This is a genomic window from Amycolatopsis sp. GA6-003, assembly GCF_046267895.1.
Taxonomy (GTDB): Bacteria; Actinomycetota; Actinomycetes; order Mycobacteriales; family Pseudonocardiaceae; genus Amycolatopsis.
Map to the genome: position 1 here is coordinate 7552129 of NZ_CP176499.1, position 15539 is coordinate 7567667.

Genomic DNA, 15539 nt, shown 5'->3' on the forward strand with positions numbered 1-15539 from the left:
CGACCGCAGGAGGTGTCGGGACTCCTTCCGCGGTCGCAATCCGGCTCGCCGCGGTCAGCCCGCAGGCTCATGTGCGCGGCGGGTCGGCGGCCTACGATCGCGCTGTGAGGACCGAGCGGCGCTGGGCGTCCCGGCTGCCGCCGACAGTGTGGGACTCGCTGCTGCCCGCGCTTCTGCTGCTCAACGTCTTGACCATGTGGGCACCTGCGGAGTTGCCGGTGGCCGCCGCGCTCACCGTCGCACTCGCGTTGCCCTTGGCCTGGCGGCGCCGGGCCCCGCTCACCGTGTTCGGTGCGGTGGCGGCTGCGGCTTTCGTCCAGTGGTGGGCGGGCGTGCAGTTGCCCGCGGACGTCGCTCTGCTGGTGGCTCTCTACACAGTGGCCGCGAACTCCGGCAAGCGCGCCACCCTCGCCGCAGTCGTCGTCGCCGAAATCGGGGCCGTCCTCGCCTGCCTGCGCTGGGCGACAGACGGCGGGTTCCTGACCCCGTTCGTCGCGCTCACCGCGATGGTCGCCGCCGCGGCCGCCCTCGGAAGGAACAACCGGACCACCCGTGCGTACCTGGAAGCAGCGCGGGAACGGGCAGTTGCCGAGGAGCGAGCCCGGATCACGAGGGAGATGCACGACATCGTCACCCACAACCTGTCCGTCATGGTCGCGCTCGCCGACGCCGCCGGTTACGCGCAGCCGTCGTCCGGCAAAGCCGCCGCCGCGATGCTCCAGGTCGCCGAAACCGGCCGGCAGGCGCTGACCGACATGCGGCGTTCGCTCGGCGTCCTGCGAGCCGACGAACCGGACGCGGCGCGGCACCCGCTGCCCGGCATCGCGCAGCTGGAGTCCCTCGCGGACCAGATGTGCGCCGCCGGGCTCCCGACCGAACTCGACCTCCACGGCGACCACGCGCAGCTCCCCGCGACCGCGCAACTGACCGTCTACCGCCTGGTACAGGAAGCCTTGACGAACACCCTCAAACACACTCCCGCCGGCACGCACGCGAAGGTCCGGATCGAATGCACTGCCGAGACCGTCACGGTGGACGTCACCGACACCGGCCCGCCGACTTCTGCGGTCACCCGTTTCGGCAACGGCATCACCGGAATGCGCGAGCGCGCGGCCGCCTACCGGGGAACGGTGCAGGCCGGCCCGCTTCCCGGCGGCGGCTGGGGAGTGCATACCTGCCTCGACTTGACGGCGTCCGCATGACGATCCGCATCCTGATCGCCGACGACGAAGCGTTGCTGCGCATGGCATTCAGCATGGTTCTGGACGCGCAGCCGGACCTGGAGCCGATCGGCGAAGCCGGGAACGGCGCCGACGCCGTCCGCCTCGCCGCCGAGCTGCGCCCCGACGTCGTCCTCATGGACGTCCGCATGCCCGGGACCGACGGAATCGAGGCGACCCGCCAGATCCTCCGGAACTGCCCGCGGACCAGGGTCCTGATCCTCACCACCTTCGACCTGGACGAGTACGCCTTCGCCGGGCTCAAAGCCGGGGCCTCGGGCTTCCTGCTGAAGAACACCCGGCCCGAGGAACTGCTTGCCGCGATCCGCACCGTGGCAGCCGGCGACGCGGTCGTCTCGCCGCGCGTCACCCGCCGCCTGCTGGAGAAATTCCGCCCGCACCTCCCGGACCCCGCCGCCACCGCCCGCGACGAGCGGCTGAGCCGGCTCAGTTCCCGGGAACGCGAGGTCCTCGTCGAGGTCGGCGCCGGCCGGTCCAACGCCGAGATCGCCGCCGCCCTGCACCTCGCCGAGGCGACCGTGAAGTCCCACCTGGGGCGAATCCTGCACAAGCTCGAACTCCGCGACCGGGTCCAGGCCGTGATCTTCGCCTACGAAAGCCGCCTCATCCGCCCTTCGTGACCTTCGGCGGCCGGTATGGTCGAACCGGTGGGGGAGATTTCGTGGCCGGCCATGCTCTGGATCGGCGGCGCTCCGGGATCCGGCAAGTCCACGATCGCGTGGTTGTTGAGCCGGCATCTCGACCTGCCGCTGCACCCAGTGGACCTGTGGACCTACGACCACCAGGAGCGGCTCCCCGCGGCGAGCACGACACTCGACGAGGAACTCGCGCGAGGCCCCGAGCACGCCGCGGCCGCATTCGTCGCGACGGCGCACGCGCGCCTGCCGCTCGTCCTCGCCGACGTGCGCGCCCGGGCCGCGGATCCCGTGCCTGTCCTGGTCGAGGGGCCGCAGCTGATGCCGTCGATGGCCGCCCCGCTGCCCGTCGGAAGCGCGGTGTTCCTCCTTCCCACGCCGGGGCGCACCCGTGCGGCGCGCGCGTCTCGGTCGGACGCTGGCCCGGAGCGTCTCGAACGCCTCGTCGCCCGCGACACCGTGCTCGCTGACCGGGTCCGCGGCGAGGCCGCCGCCGCCGGTCGTCCGGTGATCGAGGTGCCCGAGAACCCGGACTGGTCAGCGACGTACGACGCCGTGTGCTCCGCTCTCGAACCCGGCATCGCGGGCAAGCTCGCTCCAGGACGCGAACTGGCGGAGCAGCGAGCCTTCGAAAACGACGCCGCGGCGCGGCAAGGACGGCTCTGGGCAGAGGCCACCGGGCGCGACGTGATTCCCGGCAGTACTACCGCGCCCTACCGCTGGGCCTGCGAATGCGGAGCCAGCGGCTGCACCGGCCGCAGCCCGCTCGGCACGCTGCCGCCGCGTCCGGCGCGATGAAGCCGCGCGCCGGTCACATCAGTCCGTCCTTCTCCGGCGGATGGCCGAGGGCGAAGGTGCTGACTCCGAGGTGCCTGGCCCAGTTGTGCGACCAGGCCTTGAGCGGCGCGAGGGCGTAGAGGAGTTCGAGACCGATCGGGGTGAGCGTGTACTTGCCGTCCGCGGCGGTTTCGGTGACGCCCGCGCCGGCCAGTTCCCGCAGGCGCGTGCTGAGCACGCTGGAGGAGATGTCCGGCAGAGCCCGCCGCAGATCTCGAAATCCAACCGGTTCGGTGCGCAGCTGCCACAGGATGACAATGGCCCAGCGCCGCCCGAGAAGGTCGAAAGCCGCCATGAGCGGCTGTCCAGTCTTGGACCCGCGGACGGGCTGGCCCGGGATCGGCGGTCTTGCTTCGCTCACGGGCTCACTATACGGTGGTTCGAAAATCGAACCACGCGCACGCGGTCCGTCGCGGGTGCGAAAGAAGGGCGGAACGGATGGGCGGAGCAGTTCGCCGTCGCTCGGCGGCGGCGTTGATCGCGGCGGCACGCCGGTTCCTCAACGGGGGAGCGGAGACCGACGCGCCCTTCCCGCACCGCGAATTCCTGCGTCCGCACACGACCGGGCGCAGATACACCGCGGCGCATTGGAACGTGGTCATCCCGGATCTGCCCGCGCCGCACCGTTTCCTGGGATGCGCGACCCTCGTCGGCCGGCCGGGAATGCGCGCGTTCGACATCGACCACGCGGTTGTCGGGTCGCCGCGCACCACCCTGACTCTCGCGGTCGGCACGGCGGCGACCGCGCCGGACTGGTTTTCCGCCTACCACGTCTTCGACGATTGCGATCTGCTCCCCGACGGTTCCCGGCTCCGCGTCGCCGACGTGCTGACCATCGCCGGACAGTTCCCCTCTTACCGGATACAGATCCGCCGGCCGGATTTCGCTCTCGACCTCGAGGCCGAATGCGCCGACCGGATCACCCGGTTCATTCGCAGCCCGGTTTACGACCATCTCGGATACCCGGCGACCTACCGGGGAACGCTGCGCTGGCACGGCGAATCCCGCCCGGTCGAAGGGCTGCTGTCGTTGGAATACGCACGGATCAGTTCGACCACCGCGATCGCCGACCGCCCGGTTCCCCGCGCGCTGAAAATGCCGATCGACGTCTTCACCTGGCAGGTGATCAAACTCGGGCCGCGCACCCTGCTGATGCTGGCGGGCATGGGAATGGGCGGCCGGATGGCGCCGGCCGCCTACCTGAAGGACCTCGACGGCGAAGACCGGCGGCAGGTCCGGGGAGTGCGCCTGGACGTGCTCGAATACCACGACGAACCGGTGATCGCCCCGGACGGCGCCCGGACCAGGCTGCCGCGCCGGTTCCGCTGGCTCATTCCGGCGGGTTCGGGTTCGCCCACCGAATTGTCCGTCGTCACCGATTCCCACGTGATCTACGGCTTGGGCCGAGGCTGGCTCGGGGGAATGGACTACGAGGGGACCCACAACGGCCAACCCGTTTCCGGGACCGGGTATTACGAGTACGTCGGGCTGGCCCGAAACGGCGGTTAAGCCACGACGATCCGTTGCAGGTCTTCGCCCACGGTTACCCGGCCGCCGTATCCGCGCTGAGCCCATTTCCTCCACTGTGCCGGATTGATCCGGGAGCCGTTCGCACTGCCCAAATGCGTGAGCACGAGGTGCTTGGCTTCGGCGCTTTCCGCGATTCCGCCGACTTTCTGCACTTCCACATGGGACTCCAGCAGGTGGTCGCGGAACACCGGGGAGAGGTTCATGCCTTCGAGGTTGATGGCCTCGTGGAGCAGCAGATCCGAACCCTTGGCGAGGGTGACGAGGTTGTCGCTGTAGGTGGTGTCGCCGGAGAACGTCACCGAGCCGTACCGGGTGTCGAAACGGAAGGCGAAGGAGGGGAACACCGGCCCGTGGGGAACGAGCGTCGCGGTGACCCGGACCCGTTCGTCCTCCAGCACCAGGAACGGCCGCATCGCCGGGTGGGTGCGGCGGAAGCTGGCTCCCACCTCGGGAAGCGCGATCTCGCGGACGTCGGCGAGCGTCCGGATGTCCGCGATTCCCATGTCCCGCAGGAAAACGTTGCTGCTGTAGGCGTAGGCGTCGTGACAGCGCCGCGTCAGGTCAGCGGTTCCCGGCGTGGGATGCTCCGGGGAGACCGTGGGCGCCTCGCCGCCCCCGAACTTCGGCGGCAGGCCGCCGGCCGGTCCCGGCCCGTACACCTTGACCGGCCGCGCCACGTTGTCCCCGCCGTAGACCGGCACGCTGCCGCCGAGAAGGAAGAAGTCGTAGTAATCGGCGACATGGTCGGCGTGCAGATGGGTGAGGAAAATGGCTTCGAGCGACCGGAATTTCAACCCGGCCCGCACGAACTGGGTGGTCGCGCCCCGGCCGCAGTCGACAAGGTAGGTGCGCCCGTCCACCACCAGCGCCGTGGCGATCCCGCTGCGGTCCGACGACACGGGCGGCCCGGCCTGGGTGCCCAACAGGATCACCTCCAGCCGGGACCGCGCGGGCGAAGCGACCGACGCCGCCGCGGCCTGCGTCGAGGGACCGCCAGCGGCCGCCACGCCGAGCGAAGCGGCGAGGGCGCCCACCCCGCCGATCAGCGAGCGGCGGGTGACCGAAGCGGCAGCAGCCGCCGTCGAACCAGGGACAGGACACATAGGACGCTCCGGGGAGAGGATCTGCGACGGGCAACTGCCGGTGCGGTCGTTCAGTCGCGGCCGGCCTCGATGATCTTTGCCGCCAAGGCATCCGGCTGAGTGAAGAGGACTTCGTGACTGCCGGGCATCTGCACGATCCGGCACAGCCCGAGGCGGGAGGAAAAGCGCGGGTGCCACGCGTACTCGCCGTGCGGCATCGCGATGTCCTCGGTGCAGTTGAGGTAGGAACACCGCAGCCGGCCCGCCGCGATCAGCTCGTGGAACTTCGCCAGGTCCAGTTTGTCCTCCAGCATGGAAACCGGAGTGGGGCACAACGTTTCGAACGCGGCGCGGGCCGTTGGCTCGTCGGCGTCGTTGAGGAACGCTTCGCGCCAGACCGGCCACGGCAGGGAGAACCTGCCGTCCACCGCCGAGCCGCGCACCATTTCCCGGTAGCTGGCCGGCGATTCGTCATTGATGCTGTTTCCGTTTTCGAGCACGAAGGCGTTCCAGAACACCAGCCTGCGGATGCGTTCCGGCATCGCCTCGGCCACCTTGGAAATGATCGTGCCGCCGAAACTGTGGCCGACCAGGACGAAGTCGTGCAGGCCGCGGTCGGCGACGTAACGCACGATCGAATCGACCCCGTCGGCATGGGTCACGTCCGGGTCCGCGCCCTCGCCGAATCCCGCGACGGTGGGGGTGTGCACGGTGTGACCGGCCCGCCGCAGCCGGTCGGCGATCGGTTCCCAGTGGTCGCCGGTGTGCCAGGCGCCGTGGACGAGGACGTACGGTGCGGTCACGGAAGGTACCCTTTCGCCGTTGAAATGTGCGCGGCATCAGCATGTGGCGCGGGCCAGATGCGTGTCCAATGCCCATTGCGGTCGTCTCGATGCCGAGCCAGGCATAGCCAGTCCGGCCGTCCACAGTGGAGCCGTCGCGAATCGGCCCCGGCTGCCGAGAAGGCGACCGGGGCCGACGCGCGCACTGCGGTCAGGAACAGCGCCAGGTGTACGGACGGAAAGTTTGGTCGGCGTTCATGCGCGCCCCGCCCACCGTGCCGTCGTCGCCGATCCGGGACGGAAGGTCGAGCTTGAGGTCGCCGAAGTTCGACACCCAGGCACCCTGCCGCCACACGCCGTAGCCGGTGCCGTTGAGGTCGTTGCCGCCGTGCGCCTCGTCGATCCGGCCGGTGATCAGGCCGTCGCGATTGAGGTCGAAGTCCGGGTTGCCGTTGGACAGGTTGTAGCTCGAGTTGGGCAGCACGTGCGCGGCGCCCTGCTGGTCCCAGTAGACGCCGACGTTCTTGCCGTTGTACGTGGCGTGGCCGACCACGCGGCCGTTGGAGAACGCTGTGCCGTCGGGAAACCGCAGGCCCGGCAGCGTGCCGAGGCGGGTGATCGTGCCCGCCCGCCAGATTGCGAGACCGGAGTCGCGCAGCAGCAACACCGACCCGTCCTCGTCGACCGCCTGAGGCGAGGTGGGATCCGGAGCCAGCCCCGGGAGCGTGGTGACGGTGCCCGGCTGCGCGGCAGGCCACCGCACCACCGTGGTCAGACCGCTGCTGTCGCCCCAGACGTAGCCGGTGATGTCGCCCGCGTCATTGATGCCGAGCGCGGCGGCCTTGGTGTTGCTGCCCAGCTTCGGCAGTTCTTCCAGCACGCCGCCCCGAGAGCGGAACGCGGTGCTCACGGACACCCCGGGAAAGCTGACCCGCGCAGTCCCGACAATCGTGCCCGCGCGGTTCTCGTCGGCCACTTCGTAGTCGGTCAAGGTGCCGATCCGGGGGAAGACGGAGTAGGAGCCGTTCTTCCAAGTAATCGCCCGCAAACCGTCGGCGGTCTCGGCAGTGCCGGCGAAGCCGCCCTGGTGATCGGTCGCAGTCGGCAGCCCACCTTGGCCTGGCACAGGAAGTGCCGTGGGATGCCAGGTGCAGCCCGCTGCGGCGGATGCGGCCGGGGTGGGGAGGAGCAAGGCTGCGGTGAGCAGAAATGCGCTGCTTAGTAATCGGTATCTGGGCACGTTTCCCTCCAATGGTGGTGAGCGACCAAGGATCGCGTTCAGCGCCATTGGAGGGGGCGTGGATAGGGGTGTGTTCGGGTGATCAGGGGCTATCGCCCGCTTCCATTCTCGACTCACGGCCTCGGCCGGATGACGACGCGATGACGGCTTGCGAGGGGATCGTCACATGGCGAGATCCGCCTCCTGCCAATAGGATGCCGGTGAATTTCTCTCGATTTGGTCTTGCCCTGGCCGGTAGCGCTGGTGTGCTGGTCGTCGCGGTCAGCGGATGTTCCGAACCGACGCGGGGGACGGCAGCCCGATACATGCTGACGCCGGCGCAGCTGTCCGCGTTGCAGCTGAGCCATCCTGAGACGGACAAGGCATCCAGCTCCGTCGGTTGCGGGTGGCGGTTCAGCGACGGATACACGGCTGTCAGCGCGACGTTTCTGACCACGGTGAAGAACGGCCTGACGAACGCCTACCGGTGCCGCTCGACGAGGTGGAGGTCGAGGGACGGCAGACCGGCGATTCCGACGGGATCCCGAGGCACCATCGGTCGGCATCCACACGGACCAGACCACGTCGTCATGGCGGTGGGAGGACGTCCGCGACGTCGGCGACCTGCTTGAGGAACGCGTCGGAGGGGTGGCCCGTGATCGGGTCTGTTTCGGCGATGACGACCAGCTTCCCGTCCAGCCGCGACCGGTAGTGCTTTCCGGTGAACCGAAAGCCGTTCGCTTCGAGAATCTCCGTTCCGAAGGGGGTGACGTCACCGGATCCGTAGGTGTCTTCCAATGTGCGGAGCTGTGCGGCTGATTCGGCTGACGGCATTGTCACCCAGCTGACCGATCCGGCGATCGTGTTACCGGTGCTGTCCTGCACGACGAACAGCAGCTGGTCGAGCTTCTTGCACGGGTGGCGAAGGAAGAACTGCTGAACCTGACCGTACGATTGCACGGCGCAGCGCAGATCTTTCTCGATTTTCTTCCTGGCTTCCTTGAGAGCCAGCCGTTGCCATGCCTCGGCGCGATTGCCCTTTCGTGCGGCCTTCTTGCTGTTGGCCATGTCCGTGTCGGACACGCTCTTGGTCGTCGCGGCGTCGAGTCCGGCGCCGACCGAAGTGACTGCGTCTCCGCCGCTTGCCGCCGCCACGGCTGTTGCCAAGGCGGCCGCGGCGAATACGCCGCCTGTTTTGATCCATTTTCCGTCGGGGCCTCTGGGCTGATTCGGGTCGAAAGGCACGTGCTGCGCTCCTGAGCCGGGTCGGGCGACGGGTTGACTTTGCCGGACCAGGAGCTGGCCGAAAACCGCGCGGACGAGAATCACCTGATCGGCTCAATGCCGGCAGGCCTGTCGTGGCGAGTTCGTATCTTCAGATGAAGAATGCTGGACCAAACGCTCCTGACGGACTCGGTCACCTGATGGCGACCGGGTTCACCGGCGACCCCGCGGCTCGGTGCACGCGCAGCGGTGCGGCCACGTAGAAAAACTCATATCGCCGGTCGGCAGCACACGCGGACGCCAGCCTTTCCAGATCGCACAGTTCGGCGAACACCACTCCCAGATTGCGCATCAGCGAGCAGTGCAACGGCAACGCGCAGCCGCTGCGCCGGTCGACCGGGGGTTCGTTCGCGAAGGTGTCCGTGACGAGGTTCGGGATTTCCTTGTCCTGGAACCAGTCGAGCAGGGCGAAGCTGAACTCGAGCCCCGGATCGTTGCCCTGCCTTGGGGTTCGGGACAGGTAATTGCTGCGCAGAACGAGGATGTCGTGCCGCTCGATCACCGTCCCTTGCGACTCGGCGCAGGCTTCGAGGTCGTGGTGGTCGAACAGTTCGCCCGGATCGAGACTGGGTTTCCCGCGCCACGGCGGCAGGTCCAGGAGCACGCCCCGGCCGGCGATGCCGCGGCGGGCGATGGGGTCGATGCCCGCTTTGCGCAGGCCGCCGACGGTGGTGCGGGCGTCGTATCCGTTCCACAGCCTGCCGTCGTACCAGACGTGGCCGAGGGCGTCGTATTGCGTCGAACCCTGAAGGTAGGCGTCGATTTTGTCGTCGGCGTAGTGCAGGCCGCCGGGAAAGGCCGGTCCGGTGCCGCCGGGGTCCCAGGACGATTCGTCGACGGTCATGGTGTGCCGGGCGGGGGTCCGGCTCGGGGACACTGGATCGCCGTCCGGATCGCCGATGAGTCGTTGCAGCACAATGGTTTCGCCGGTTCTGATCTCGGCCGCGCCGCGCAGGACCTCTTGCCTGGTCAGGTAGTTCAGTGCGCCGACCTCGTCGTCTGGCCCCCAGCGTCCCCAGTTGTCCGGGCTGCCCGCGAGGAGTTCTCCGATGCCGATAGTCATGCGACGCTCGCTCGTTCCGGGGCCAGCAGGTCGGTTCCGCGGGTTTCCCGGCCGAAGCGCACCGCGATCAGCGTGACGACCGCGGCGAACGCGATGTACCCGGAGACAGCGTAGGCGTTGTTGCCGGCGGCGGTGTACAGCGCGACGGCGATCACTGGGGCGAAGCCGGCGCCGATGATGGAGGTGACGTTGTAGGTCACGCCGATTCCGGAGTACCGGATGTTGGCCGGGTAGAGCTCCGCCAGGTAAGTGCCGATGATCGCGTAGGAGGTCTCCACCACGCCGCAGTGCAGGAGCACGATCGCGAGGATCACCAGCACCGGGTTCCGGGTGTTCAGCAGGGAGAAATAGGGGACGGCGAGCACGATCGCCAGGATCGCCGAGCCCGCGAACACCGGTCTGCGCCCGATCCGGTCGGCGAGGCGGCCCGCGAAAGGCATGACGATCATCGAGCACGCCGCCGACACCGCGACGGCGGTGGTCGACAGCCACGGCGGCATGCCGAGAGTCGTGGTGACGTAGGAAACCGTGTAGGTCAGGACCAGGTAGGCGAGGACGTCGTTGCAGAACCGGACGCCGATCCCGAGCAGCAGACTGCCTTTGTGCCGCCGGAGAAGCTCGGCGAACGGGGCCCGCACGAGAAGGTCGCGCCGCCGCGCTTCCTCGAACACGTGCGATTCGCCGATCCGGGTGCGCAGGTACAGCCCGACGCCGAGCAGCGCGGCGCTCAGCCAGAACGGGATCCGCCAGCCCCACCCCAGGAACTGGTCCTCGGGAAGCAGCGCGAGCAGGCTGAAGACCACGGTCGCCGCCAGCAGGCCGACCGAGTTCCCGACGTTCGGCCAGGTGCCGTAGAAGGCCCGGCGTTCCCGGGGCGCGATCTCGACGGTCATGCTCATCGCCCCGGCGTACTCGCCGGAGACGCCGAGCCCCTGGACGGTCCGGAGCACGACCAGCAGCGCCGGGGCCCAGGTCCCGATCCGGTCGGCGGTCGGCAGGCAGCCGATCGCGATCGTGCTGAGCCCCATGATGACCAACGTGGAGACGAGCACTTTCCGGCGGCCGAGCCGGTCGCCGAAATGCCCCCAGACCGCGGCGCCGACGGGCCGGACGACGAAGGCGCTCGCAAAGGTGAGGAAGGACGCGATGGTGGCGGTCGCGCCGTGCAAGGCGGGGAAGAACAGTTTGGGGAACACGAGGGCCGCGGCGGTGCCGTAAATGAAGTAGTCGTACCACTCGAGCATGTTTCCCGCGGACGCGGCGAGGATGACGCGGCGGGGAGCAAGTTCAGGGCCGGGCACGGTTTCACGCTCCGTTCGGGCGGCCGGTCACCCAGATGACCTGGCCGGTGACGTGCCGGGCGTCCTCGGACGCGAGGAAGGAAATGACCCCGGCGAGGTCTTCGGGCTGGGCGACGCGCGGCAGGGCGTTGCGCCGGATCTGCTCGGCTTTGATGTCCTCGTACGGAATTCCCGCGGTTTCGGCGAGGTGGTGCGTGAGCGGGCTTTCGACGTGGCCCGGGCCGACGGCGTTGACCGTGATGTCGAAGCGGCCGAGGTCGAGCGCCAGCGAACGCGTCAGGCCCATCACCCCGGCTTTCGCCGCCGCGTAGTGGACGAATCCGCGTTCGGTGCCGATGGCGGCTTGCGAGGTGAGGTTGACGATGCGGCCGGACCTCCGGCGCACCATCGATTCCTGTGCCGCGCGGGCGAAGTAAAAACTGCCGGAAAGGTTCACGTCCAGCATGCGCTGCCATTCGGCGTTCGTGAGCCGGTGGACGAGGTGGGTCGAATGGATTCCGGCGTTGTTCACCAGGACGCTGATTTCGCCCAGTTCCGCAACGATCCGGCGGACGGTGGCGTCGACCGCTTCCGAGTCGGTGACGTCGACGGTGAACGGCTCCGCGATGCCGCCGTCGCGCCGGACCCGCGCGGCGGTCTCTGCCGCGGCGTCGCCGTTCCGGTCGGCTACCGCGACGCTCGCGCCTTCCGCGGCGAAACGGTGCACGCAAGCGGATCCGATTCCGCTGCCGCCGCCGGTCACGATGACGACTTGGCCGGTAAAACGTTGCACGGTGGTTTCCTGTTCTGCGAAGGCGCGGGTATTCCGGGCAGGCGGAATACCCGCGCGAAAGGCACGGTGGGTTTCGGGTGCGCCCGGAAAAGAAAGTCAGGCCTTGGGCTGCCCGGCGAGCGCCCGCCGGACCACGTCCGGCGAGCCGCCGCCGTTCATGTCGCCCATGACCTCGGCGTTGTGCGCGTGGGCGAGCTGGTGCAGGCCGAAGACGGAGTCGGTTCCGCTGCGTTTGCCCATGAGGTCTTCGCACTGGTTGACCGCTTGCTTCGCCAGCGCCAGGCCGAGGCGCGGCCGCTGCGCGATCCGTCCGGCGAGTTCCCGTGCCGCGGCCGTCAGCTGTTCGCGCGGCACGACATGGTTGACCATGCCCATGCGGTGGGCGTCCGCCGCGCTGAGCCGCTGGGAGGTGAAGAGGAATTCCTTGGCCTGCCGCGGCCCGAGTTCCCAGGGGTGCGCGAAGATTTCGACCCCGGGAATCCCGAAATCGACGGCGGCGTCGGCGAAGAAGGCGTCCTCGCTGGCGATGATGAGGTCGCAGGACCAGGCGACCATCAGGCCGCCCATGATGCAGGCGCCCTGCACCGCGGCGATGGTCGGCTTCGGCAGGTCGCGCCAGCGCCGGCACAGTCCGACGTACAGCTCGCATTCGCGGGCGAACCGGTTTTCGGCCCCGGTTTTGCCGACGTGGTCCCACCACAGCGAACGGCGGTCGAAGGTGACGTCGCGGTCGCTGGCCGGGCCGAGGTCGTGGCCGGAGGAGAAGTGCGGTCCGGCTCCGGCGACGATCGCGACGGCCGCGTCGTCGTCGGAAGCGAACTTTTCGAATGCCGCGTCGAGGGCGTAGAGGAGCTTGCCGTTCTGTGCGTTGCGCACTTCGGGGCGGTTGAGCGTGATGGTGGCGATCTTGCCGTCGCGTTCGTAGAGCACGAGGTCGCGTTCGGTCGTCATGTGCTTTTCAGCTCCCGGTTTCGTGCGCGCCCGGGCGTCACCTGGAGTCGAGCACGCCGCGGACGGCGGCGATCCCCCGTTCCAGGTGGGCGGCGGCGAGCTGCTCGGATTTCGCGGCGTCGCGGTGCCAGAGCGCGTCCATGATGGCTCGGTGCTCGCCGATCGCGAGCTCGAGTTCGGCTGGGGGGTAGCGGGTGAGGATGCGCGGGAAAATGGTGAACGGGCGGAACCGGTCGAGTACCTCGACCAGCGAGGCGTTCCCGCAGTAGGTGACGATGGTCCAGTGGAACCGCTGGTTGAGGTCCAGCAGTTCGTCCATGGCGGAGGCGGCGGAGGGGAGGATCTTCTCCATCCGGTCCTGAAGCGTCTCGAGGGCGCGGAATTGCTCGCCGGTCATCCGGTGCGCGGCCAGGCTCACGGCGAACGGCTCCAGCTTGCCGCGGATGGCCAGCACCTCGGCCACTTTGGCCCAGAGGTCGGCGACCACCCTGCTGCCGTTCGGCCGGATCTCCACGAGCCCTTCGGCGGCGAGGCGGGCGAGCGCTTCGCGGACCGGCGTCCGGCTGACGCCGAGCATCTCGCCGACGCGGTTCTCGGCCAGCCGGTCGCCCCGCTGGAACTTCCCCGCCATCAGCATGGCGCGCAGCGATTCGTAGGCGCTGTCTCCGAGACTGCCCCCGTCCTCGCCGGGTAGTTCCGGATGTGCCGTTCCTGCCACTGGTCATCGCCCCGTCTGCCGAATTCGCGTGCGCACGTCCTCCGATATGCTAAGTCGCTCTCGAGCCGCCGCCGGGACTCGGGGAGCCCGGCGTTTCCCCGGCGACAGGCGAACCGAAAACCGGTTCGCTGTCGTGCTCGCCGAGCCGCGGGGGAGCGCGGAACACTTCGGCGGCACCGGTTTTGACCGGGTTGCCCACCATCCTGGCGCTGCTCCCGTCGGGCAGCTCGACGTTCACGACCATGTGCCGGCGCTCCACACTGGGCAGGGCGAACGCTTCGTCGACCGTCTGCACCAGGGCGACCGGAACGTCGTTGGCCCGGAACTCGGCGATCCACTGCGCCGAGTCCCGGCTGCGGAACTTCTTCGCGAGAATCGCCTCGAGCGCGTCGCGGTTGCGCTGCCGGGCGCCGAGTTCCGCGTAGTCCGGATCGGTCAGCAGCCACTCCTCGCCGATCGCGCGGCAATAGCCCGCCCACCACCGGGGCAGGGCGCTGGGGGTGGCGTAGACGTAGCGCCCGTCGGCGCATTCGAAGGCCTGGCTGGGCGGAAGCGTCGGATGCCGGGTGCCCATGCGCTGGTAGACCACGTCGTGCGACAGGTAGTCCTGCGCCTGCCAGACCAGGAGACTGAGCTGGGCGTCCAGCAGCGAGACCTCCACGTGGCGGCCTTTCCCGTCCGCGAGCCGGCCGTGCACCCCGGCGAGGATGGCGATCGCGGCCCACAACCCGCCCGCGGTGTCGCCGATCTGGTACCCGACCCGCGCCGGGGGGCCGTCCGGGTCGCCGGTCAGGCTCATCACTCCGCTCAGCGCCTGCACCAGGCTGTCGACGGCGGGGAACTGGGCGTACGGGCCTTCGCTGTCGAATCCGCAGACCGAGCACAGCACGAGCGCCGGATTGCGCTCGTGGAGCACCTCGTAGGAAATCCCGAGCCGCTCCAGCACTCCCGGCCGGAAGTTGTGGCACACCACGTCCGCTGTCTCGACCAGCCGGAGGAACCGTTCCCGGCCCGCTTCGGACTTGAGGTCGGCCACGATGCTGCGCTTGTTCCGGTTGACGCTGAAGAAGAAGGTGCTCATCCCGTCGATTTCGTACGGCGGGAGGGTGCGCACCGGGTCCCCTGACGGGGGCTCGACCTTGACGACGTCCGCGCCGAGGTCGCCGAGGATCATCGTGGCGAACGGGCCGGCCAGGAAATGCGACAGGTCGAGAATTTTCAGCCCGCGCAGCGGGGGAGCGAGGCCGGTCACCGGTGTCCCTTCAGGTCGGCCGGGGTGAGGTTCCCGGCGAGCAGCCGTTGATTCCCGGGGAGGCGCGCGGCCCGCCACCGTGCCTGTTCGGCGGCTTCGCCCGGCCCGCGCGGGAGCGTGGCGAGCACCCCTTCCTTGAGGTAGCGCACGACGTCCTGGTCGGCGGCGGCGATCTCCGCGGCCCATTCCTTGGCCGTCGCCAGCGCTGCGCCCTCTTCGGCGATCGCGTTGACCAGCCCGGCCCGGTACAGCTCTTCGGCGGTCGTCACCCGGCCCAGCAGCAGGATCTCCATCGCGATCTTGTGCGGGATCTTGGCGGCGAGCCCGGTGGCCATGCCCCGGGACAGCCCGAGCCGCGCCTCGGGGTACCGGAACCGCGACGAGGCCGTGGCGACGCAGAGATCGGCCTGCTGCAGAAGGATCATCCCGGCGCCGATGCACCAGCCGTCGACCGCGAGGACGATCGGTTTCGTCGTGGTGACGCCCAGATTCGGCGCCCAGCCGGAATCCCGCGGCGGGTCGGTCACGTCGACGCCCGCGGTGAAGGCTCCCCCCGCGCCGGTCAGCACCGCGACGGAGTCCGGGCCCTCGTCGAACCGGCGCCACGCCTCCTCCAGCGCGGTGGCGGCGGCCTGGTCGATGGCGTTCAGCTTGCCGGGACGTTCGAGGGTGATGACGGCGATCCCGTCGCCGGATTCGTAGCGCACCGGTCCGTCCACTGCCCAACTCCCTTCGTTCGGTGAGCGATCGGTATACATCCTTGGCACACGGTATACCGATTGGCAAGGGGAACTACGCACTTGGCTCTCCGCAGCGGTACCGCTCGCTGACCTGGCCAGGTCGACTTCGGCCGGATATCCCCTGCAAGACCG

General features: G+C 69.1%; 16 protein-coding genes. 4 read left to right on the forward strand and 12 right to left on the reverse strand.

The genetic code is table 11. The annotated features are described in order from the left end of the window. The first annotated feature begins 104 nt into the window (after positions 1-104). Genes F9C12_RS34245 through F9C12_RS34255 form a run of 3 tightly spaced genes read left to right on the forward strand, consistent with a single transcriptional unit; the run spans position 105 to position 2674 of the window. Positions 105-1202, forward strand: coding sequence for a sensor histidine kinase (locus F9C12_RS34245; RefSeq protein ID WP_409463162.1), 1098 nt, complete (start codon positions 105-107; stop codon positions 1200-1202). Next, positions 1199-1861, forward strand: a complete 663-nt coding sequence (locus tag F9C12_RS34250; protein WP_409463163.1) for a response regulator — start codon at positions 1199-1201, stop codon at positions 1859-1861. The genes F9C12_RS34245 and F9C12_RS34250 overlap by 4 nt, the downstream gene beginning before the upstream one ends. A gap of 27 nt (positions 1862-1888) precedes the next feature. Continuing rightward, on the forward strand, positions 1889-2674 hold the full coding sequence (locus F9C12_RS34255; protein ID WP_409463164.1) for a hypothetical protein: 786 nt from the start codon (positions 1889-1891) through the stop codon (positions 2672-2674). A 13-nt stretch (positions 2675-2687) separates the two neighbouring features. Here F9C12_RS34255 and F9C12_RS34260 read toward each other — a convergent pair whose 3' ends face one another. Next, on the reverse strand, positions 2688-3074 hold the full coding sequence (locus F9C12_RS34260) for a winged helix-turn-helix transcriptional regulator (protein WP_409185895.1): 387 nt from the start codon (positions 3072-3074) through the stop codon (positions 2688-2690). Positions 3075-3151: 77 nt separating this feature from the next. Here F9C12_RS34260 and F9C12_RS34265 point away from each other — a divergent pair, with 77 nt between their 5' ends. After that, positions 3152-4222, forward strand: coding sequence for a DUF6670 family protein (locus F9C12_RS34265; protein WP_409463165.1), 1071 nt, complete (start codon positions 3152-3154; stop codon positions 4220-4222). On the opposite strand, the gene F9C12_RS34270 is transcribed toward F9C12_RS34265, so the two are convergent. The 11 genes from F9C12_RS34270 to F9C12_RS34320 form a co-directional block, all read right to left on the reverse strand. Next, complete coding sequence (locus tag F9C12_RS34270) at positions 4219-5346, reverse strand: MBL fold metallo-hydrolase (protein WP_409463166.1); 1128 nt, start codon at positions 5344-5346, stop codon at positions 4219-4221. The two genes, F9C12_RS34265 and F9C12_RS34270, sit on opposite strands and share 4 nt — an antisense overlap. Before the next feature lie 50 nt (positions 5347-5396). Beyond that, entirely contained in the window at positions 5397-6128 is a 732-nt protein-coding gene (locus tag F9C12_RS34275) for an alpha/beta fold hydrolase (protein WP_409463167.1), read from the reverse strand. A 190-nt stretch (positions 6129-6318) separates the two neighbouring features. Beyond that, positions 6319-7233, reverse strand: coding sequence for a hypothetical protein (locus F9C12_RS34280; protein ID WP_409463168.1), 915 nt, complete (start codon positions 7231-7233; stop codon positions 6319-6321). A 681-nt stretch (positions 7234-7914) separates the two neighbouring features. Continuing rightward, entirely contained in the window at positions 7915-8571 is a 657-nt protein-coding gene (locus tag F9C12_RS34285) for a hypothetical protein (RefSeq protein ID WP_409463169.1), read from the reverse strand. Between the two features lie 172 nt (positions 8572-8743). Continuing rightward, entirely contained in the window at positions 8744-9673 is a 930-nt protein-coding gene (locus F9C12_RS34290) for a cyclase family protein (RefSeq protein ID WP_409463170.1), read from the reverse strand. Next, entirely contained in the window at positions 9670-10974 is a 1305-nt protein-coding gene (locus tag F9C12_RS34295) for an MFS transporter (protein WP_409463171.1), read from the reverse strand. The genes F9C12_RS34290 and F9C12_RS34295 overlap by 4 nt, the downstream gene beginning before the upstream one ends. 4 nt (positions 10975-10978) lie before the next feature. Beyond that, positions 10979-11746: an SDR family NAD(P)-dependent oxidoreductase gene (locus tag F9C12_RS34300; RefSeq protein WP_409185903.1), complete on the reverse strand. Its 768-nt coding sequence runs from the start codon at positions 11744-11746 to the stop codon at positions 10979-10981. Positions 11747-11842: 96 nt separating this feature from the next. After that, positions 11843-12697 (reverse strand): enoyl-CoA hydratase, encoded by an 855-nt coding sequence (locus tag F9C12_RS34305; protein ID WP_409185904.1) that lies wholly within the window; start codon positions 12695-12697, stop codon positions 11843-11845. A gap of 37 nt (positions 12698-12734) precedes the next feature. Further along, entirely contained in the window at positions 12735-13415 is a 681-nt protein-coding gene (locus F9C12_RS34310) for a GntR family transcriptional regulator (protein ID WP_409463172.1), read from the reverse strand. A gap of 49 nt (positions 13416-13464) precedes the next feature. Further along, positions 13465-14667: a CaiB/BaiF CoA transferase family protein gene (locus tag F9C12_RS34315; protein ID WP_409463173.1), complete on the reverse strand. Its 1203-nt coding sequence runs from the start codon at positions 14665-14667 to the stop codon at positions 13465-13467. Next, on the reverse strand, positions 14664-15386 hold the full coding sequence (locus F9C12_RS34320) for an enoyl-CoA hydratase/isomerase family protein (protein ID WP_409463174.1): 723 nt from the start codon (positions 15384-15386) through the stop codon (positions 14664-14666). Before F9C12_RS34320 ends, F9C12_RS34315 begins: the two co-directional genes overlap by 4 nt. Positions 15387-15539 lie beyond the last annotated feature (153 nt).

What these genes read in the sequence shown, in the direction of transcription:
- F9C12_RS34250 (WP_409463163.1), top strand. Translation starts at nt 1,199, where the DNA reads ATGACGATCCGCATCCTGATCGCCGACGACGAAGCGTTGCTGCGCATG.
- F9C12_RS34270 (WP_409463166.1), bottom strand. Translation starts at nt 5,346, where the DNA reads ATGTGTCCTGTCCCTGGTTCGACGGCGGCTGCTGCCGCTTCGGTCACC.
- F9C12_RS34290 (WP_409463170.1), bottom strand. Translation starts at nt 9,673, where the DNA reads ATGACTATCGGCATCGGAGAACTCCTCGCGGGCAGCCCGGACAACTGG.
- F9C12_RS34265 (WP_409463165.1), top strand. Translation starts at nt 3,152, where the DNA reads ATGGGCGGAGCAGTTCGCCGTCGCTCGGCGGCGGCGTTGATCGCGGCG.
- F9C12_RS34305 (WP_409185904.1), bottom strand. Translation starts at nt 12,697, where the DNA reads ATGACGACCGAACGCGACCTCGTGCTCTACGAACGCGACGGCAAGATC.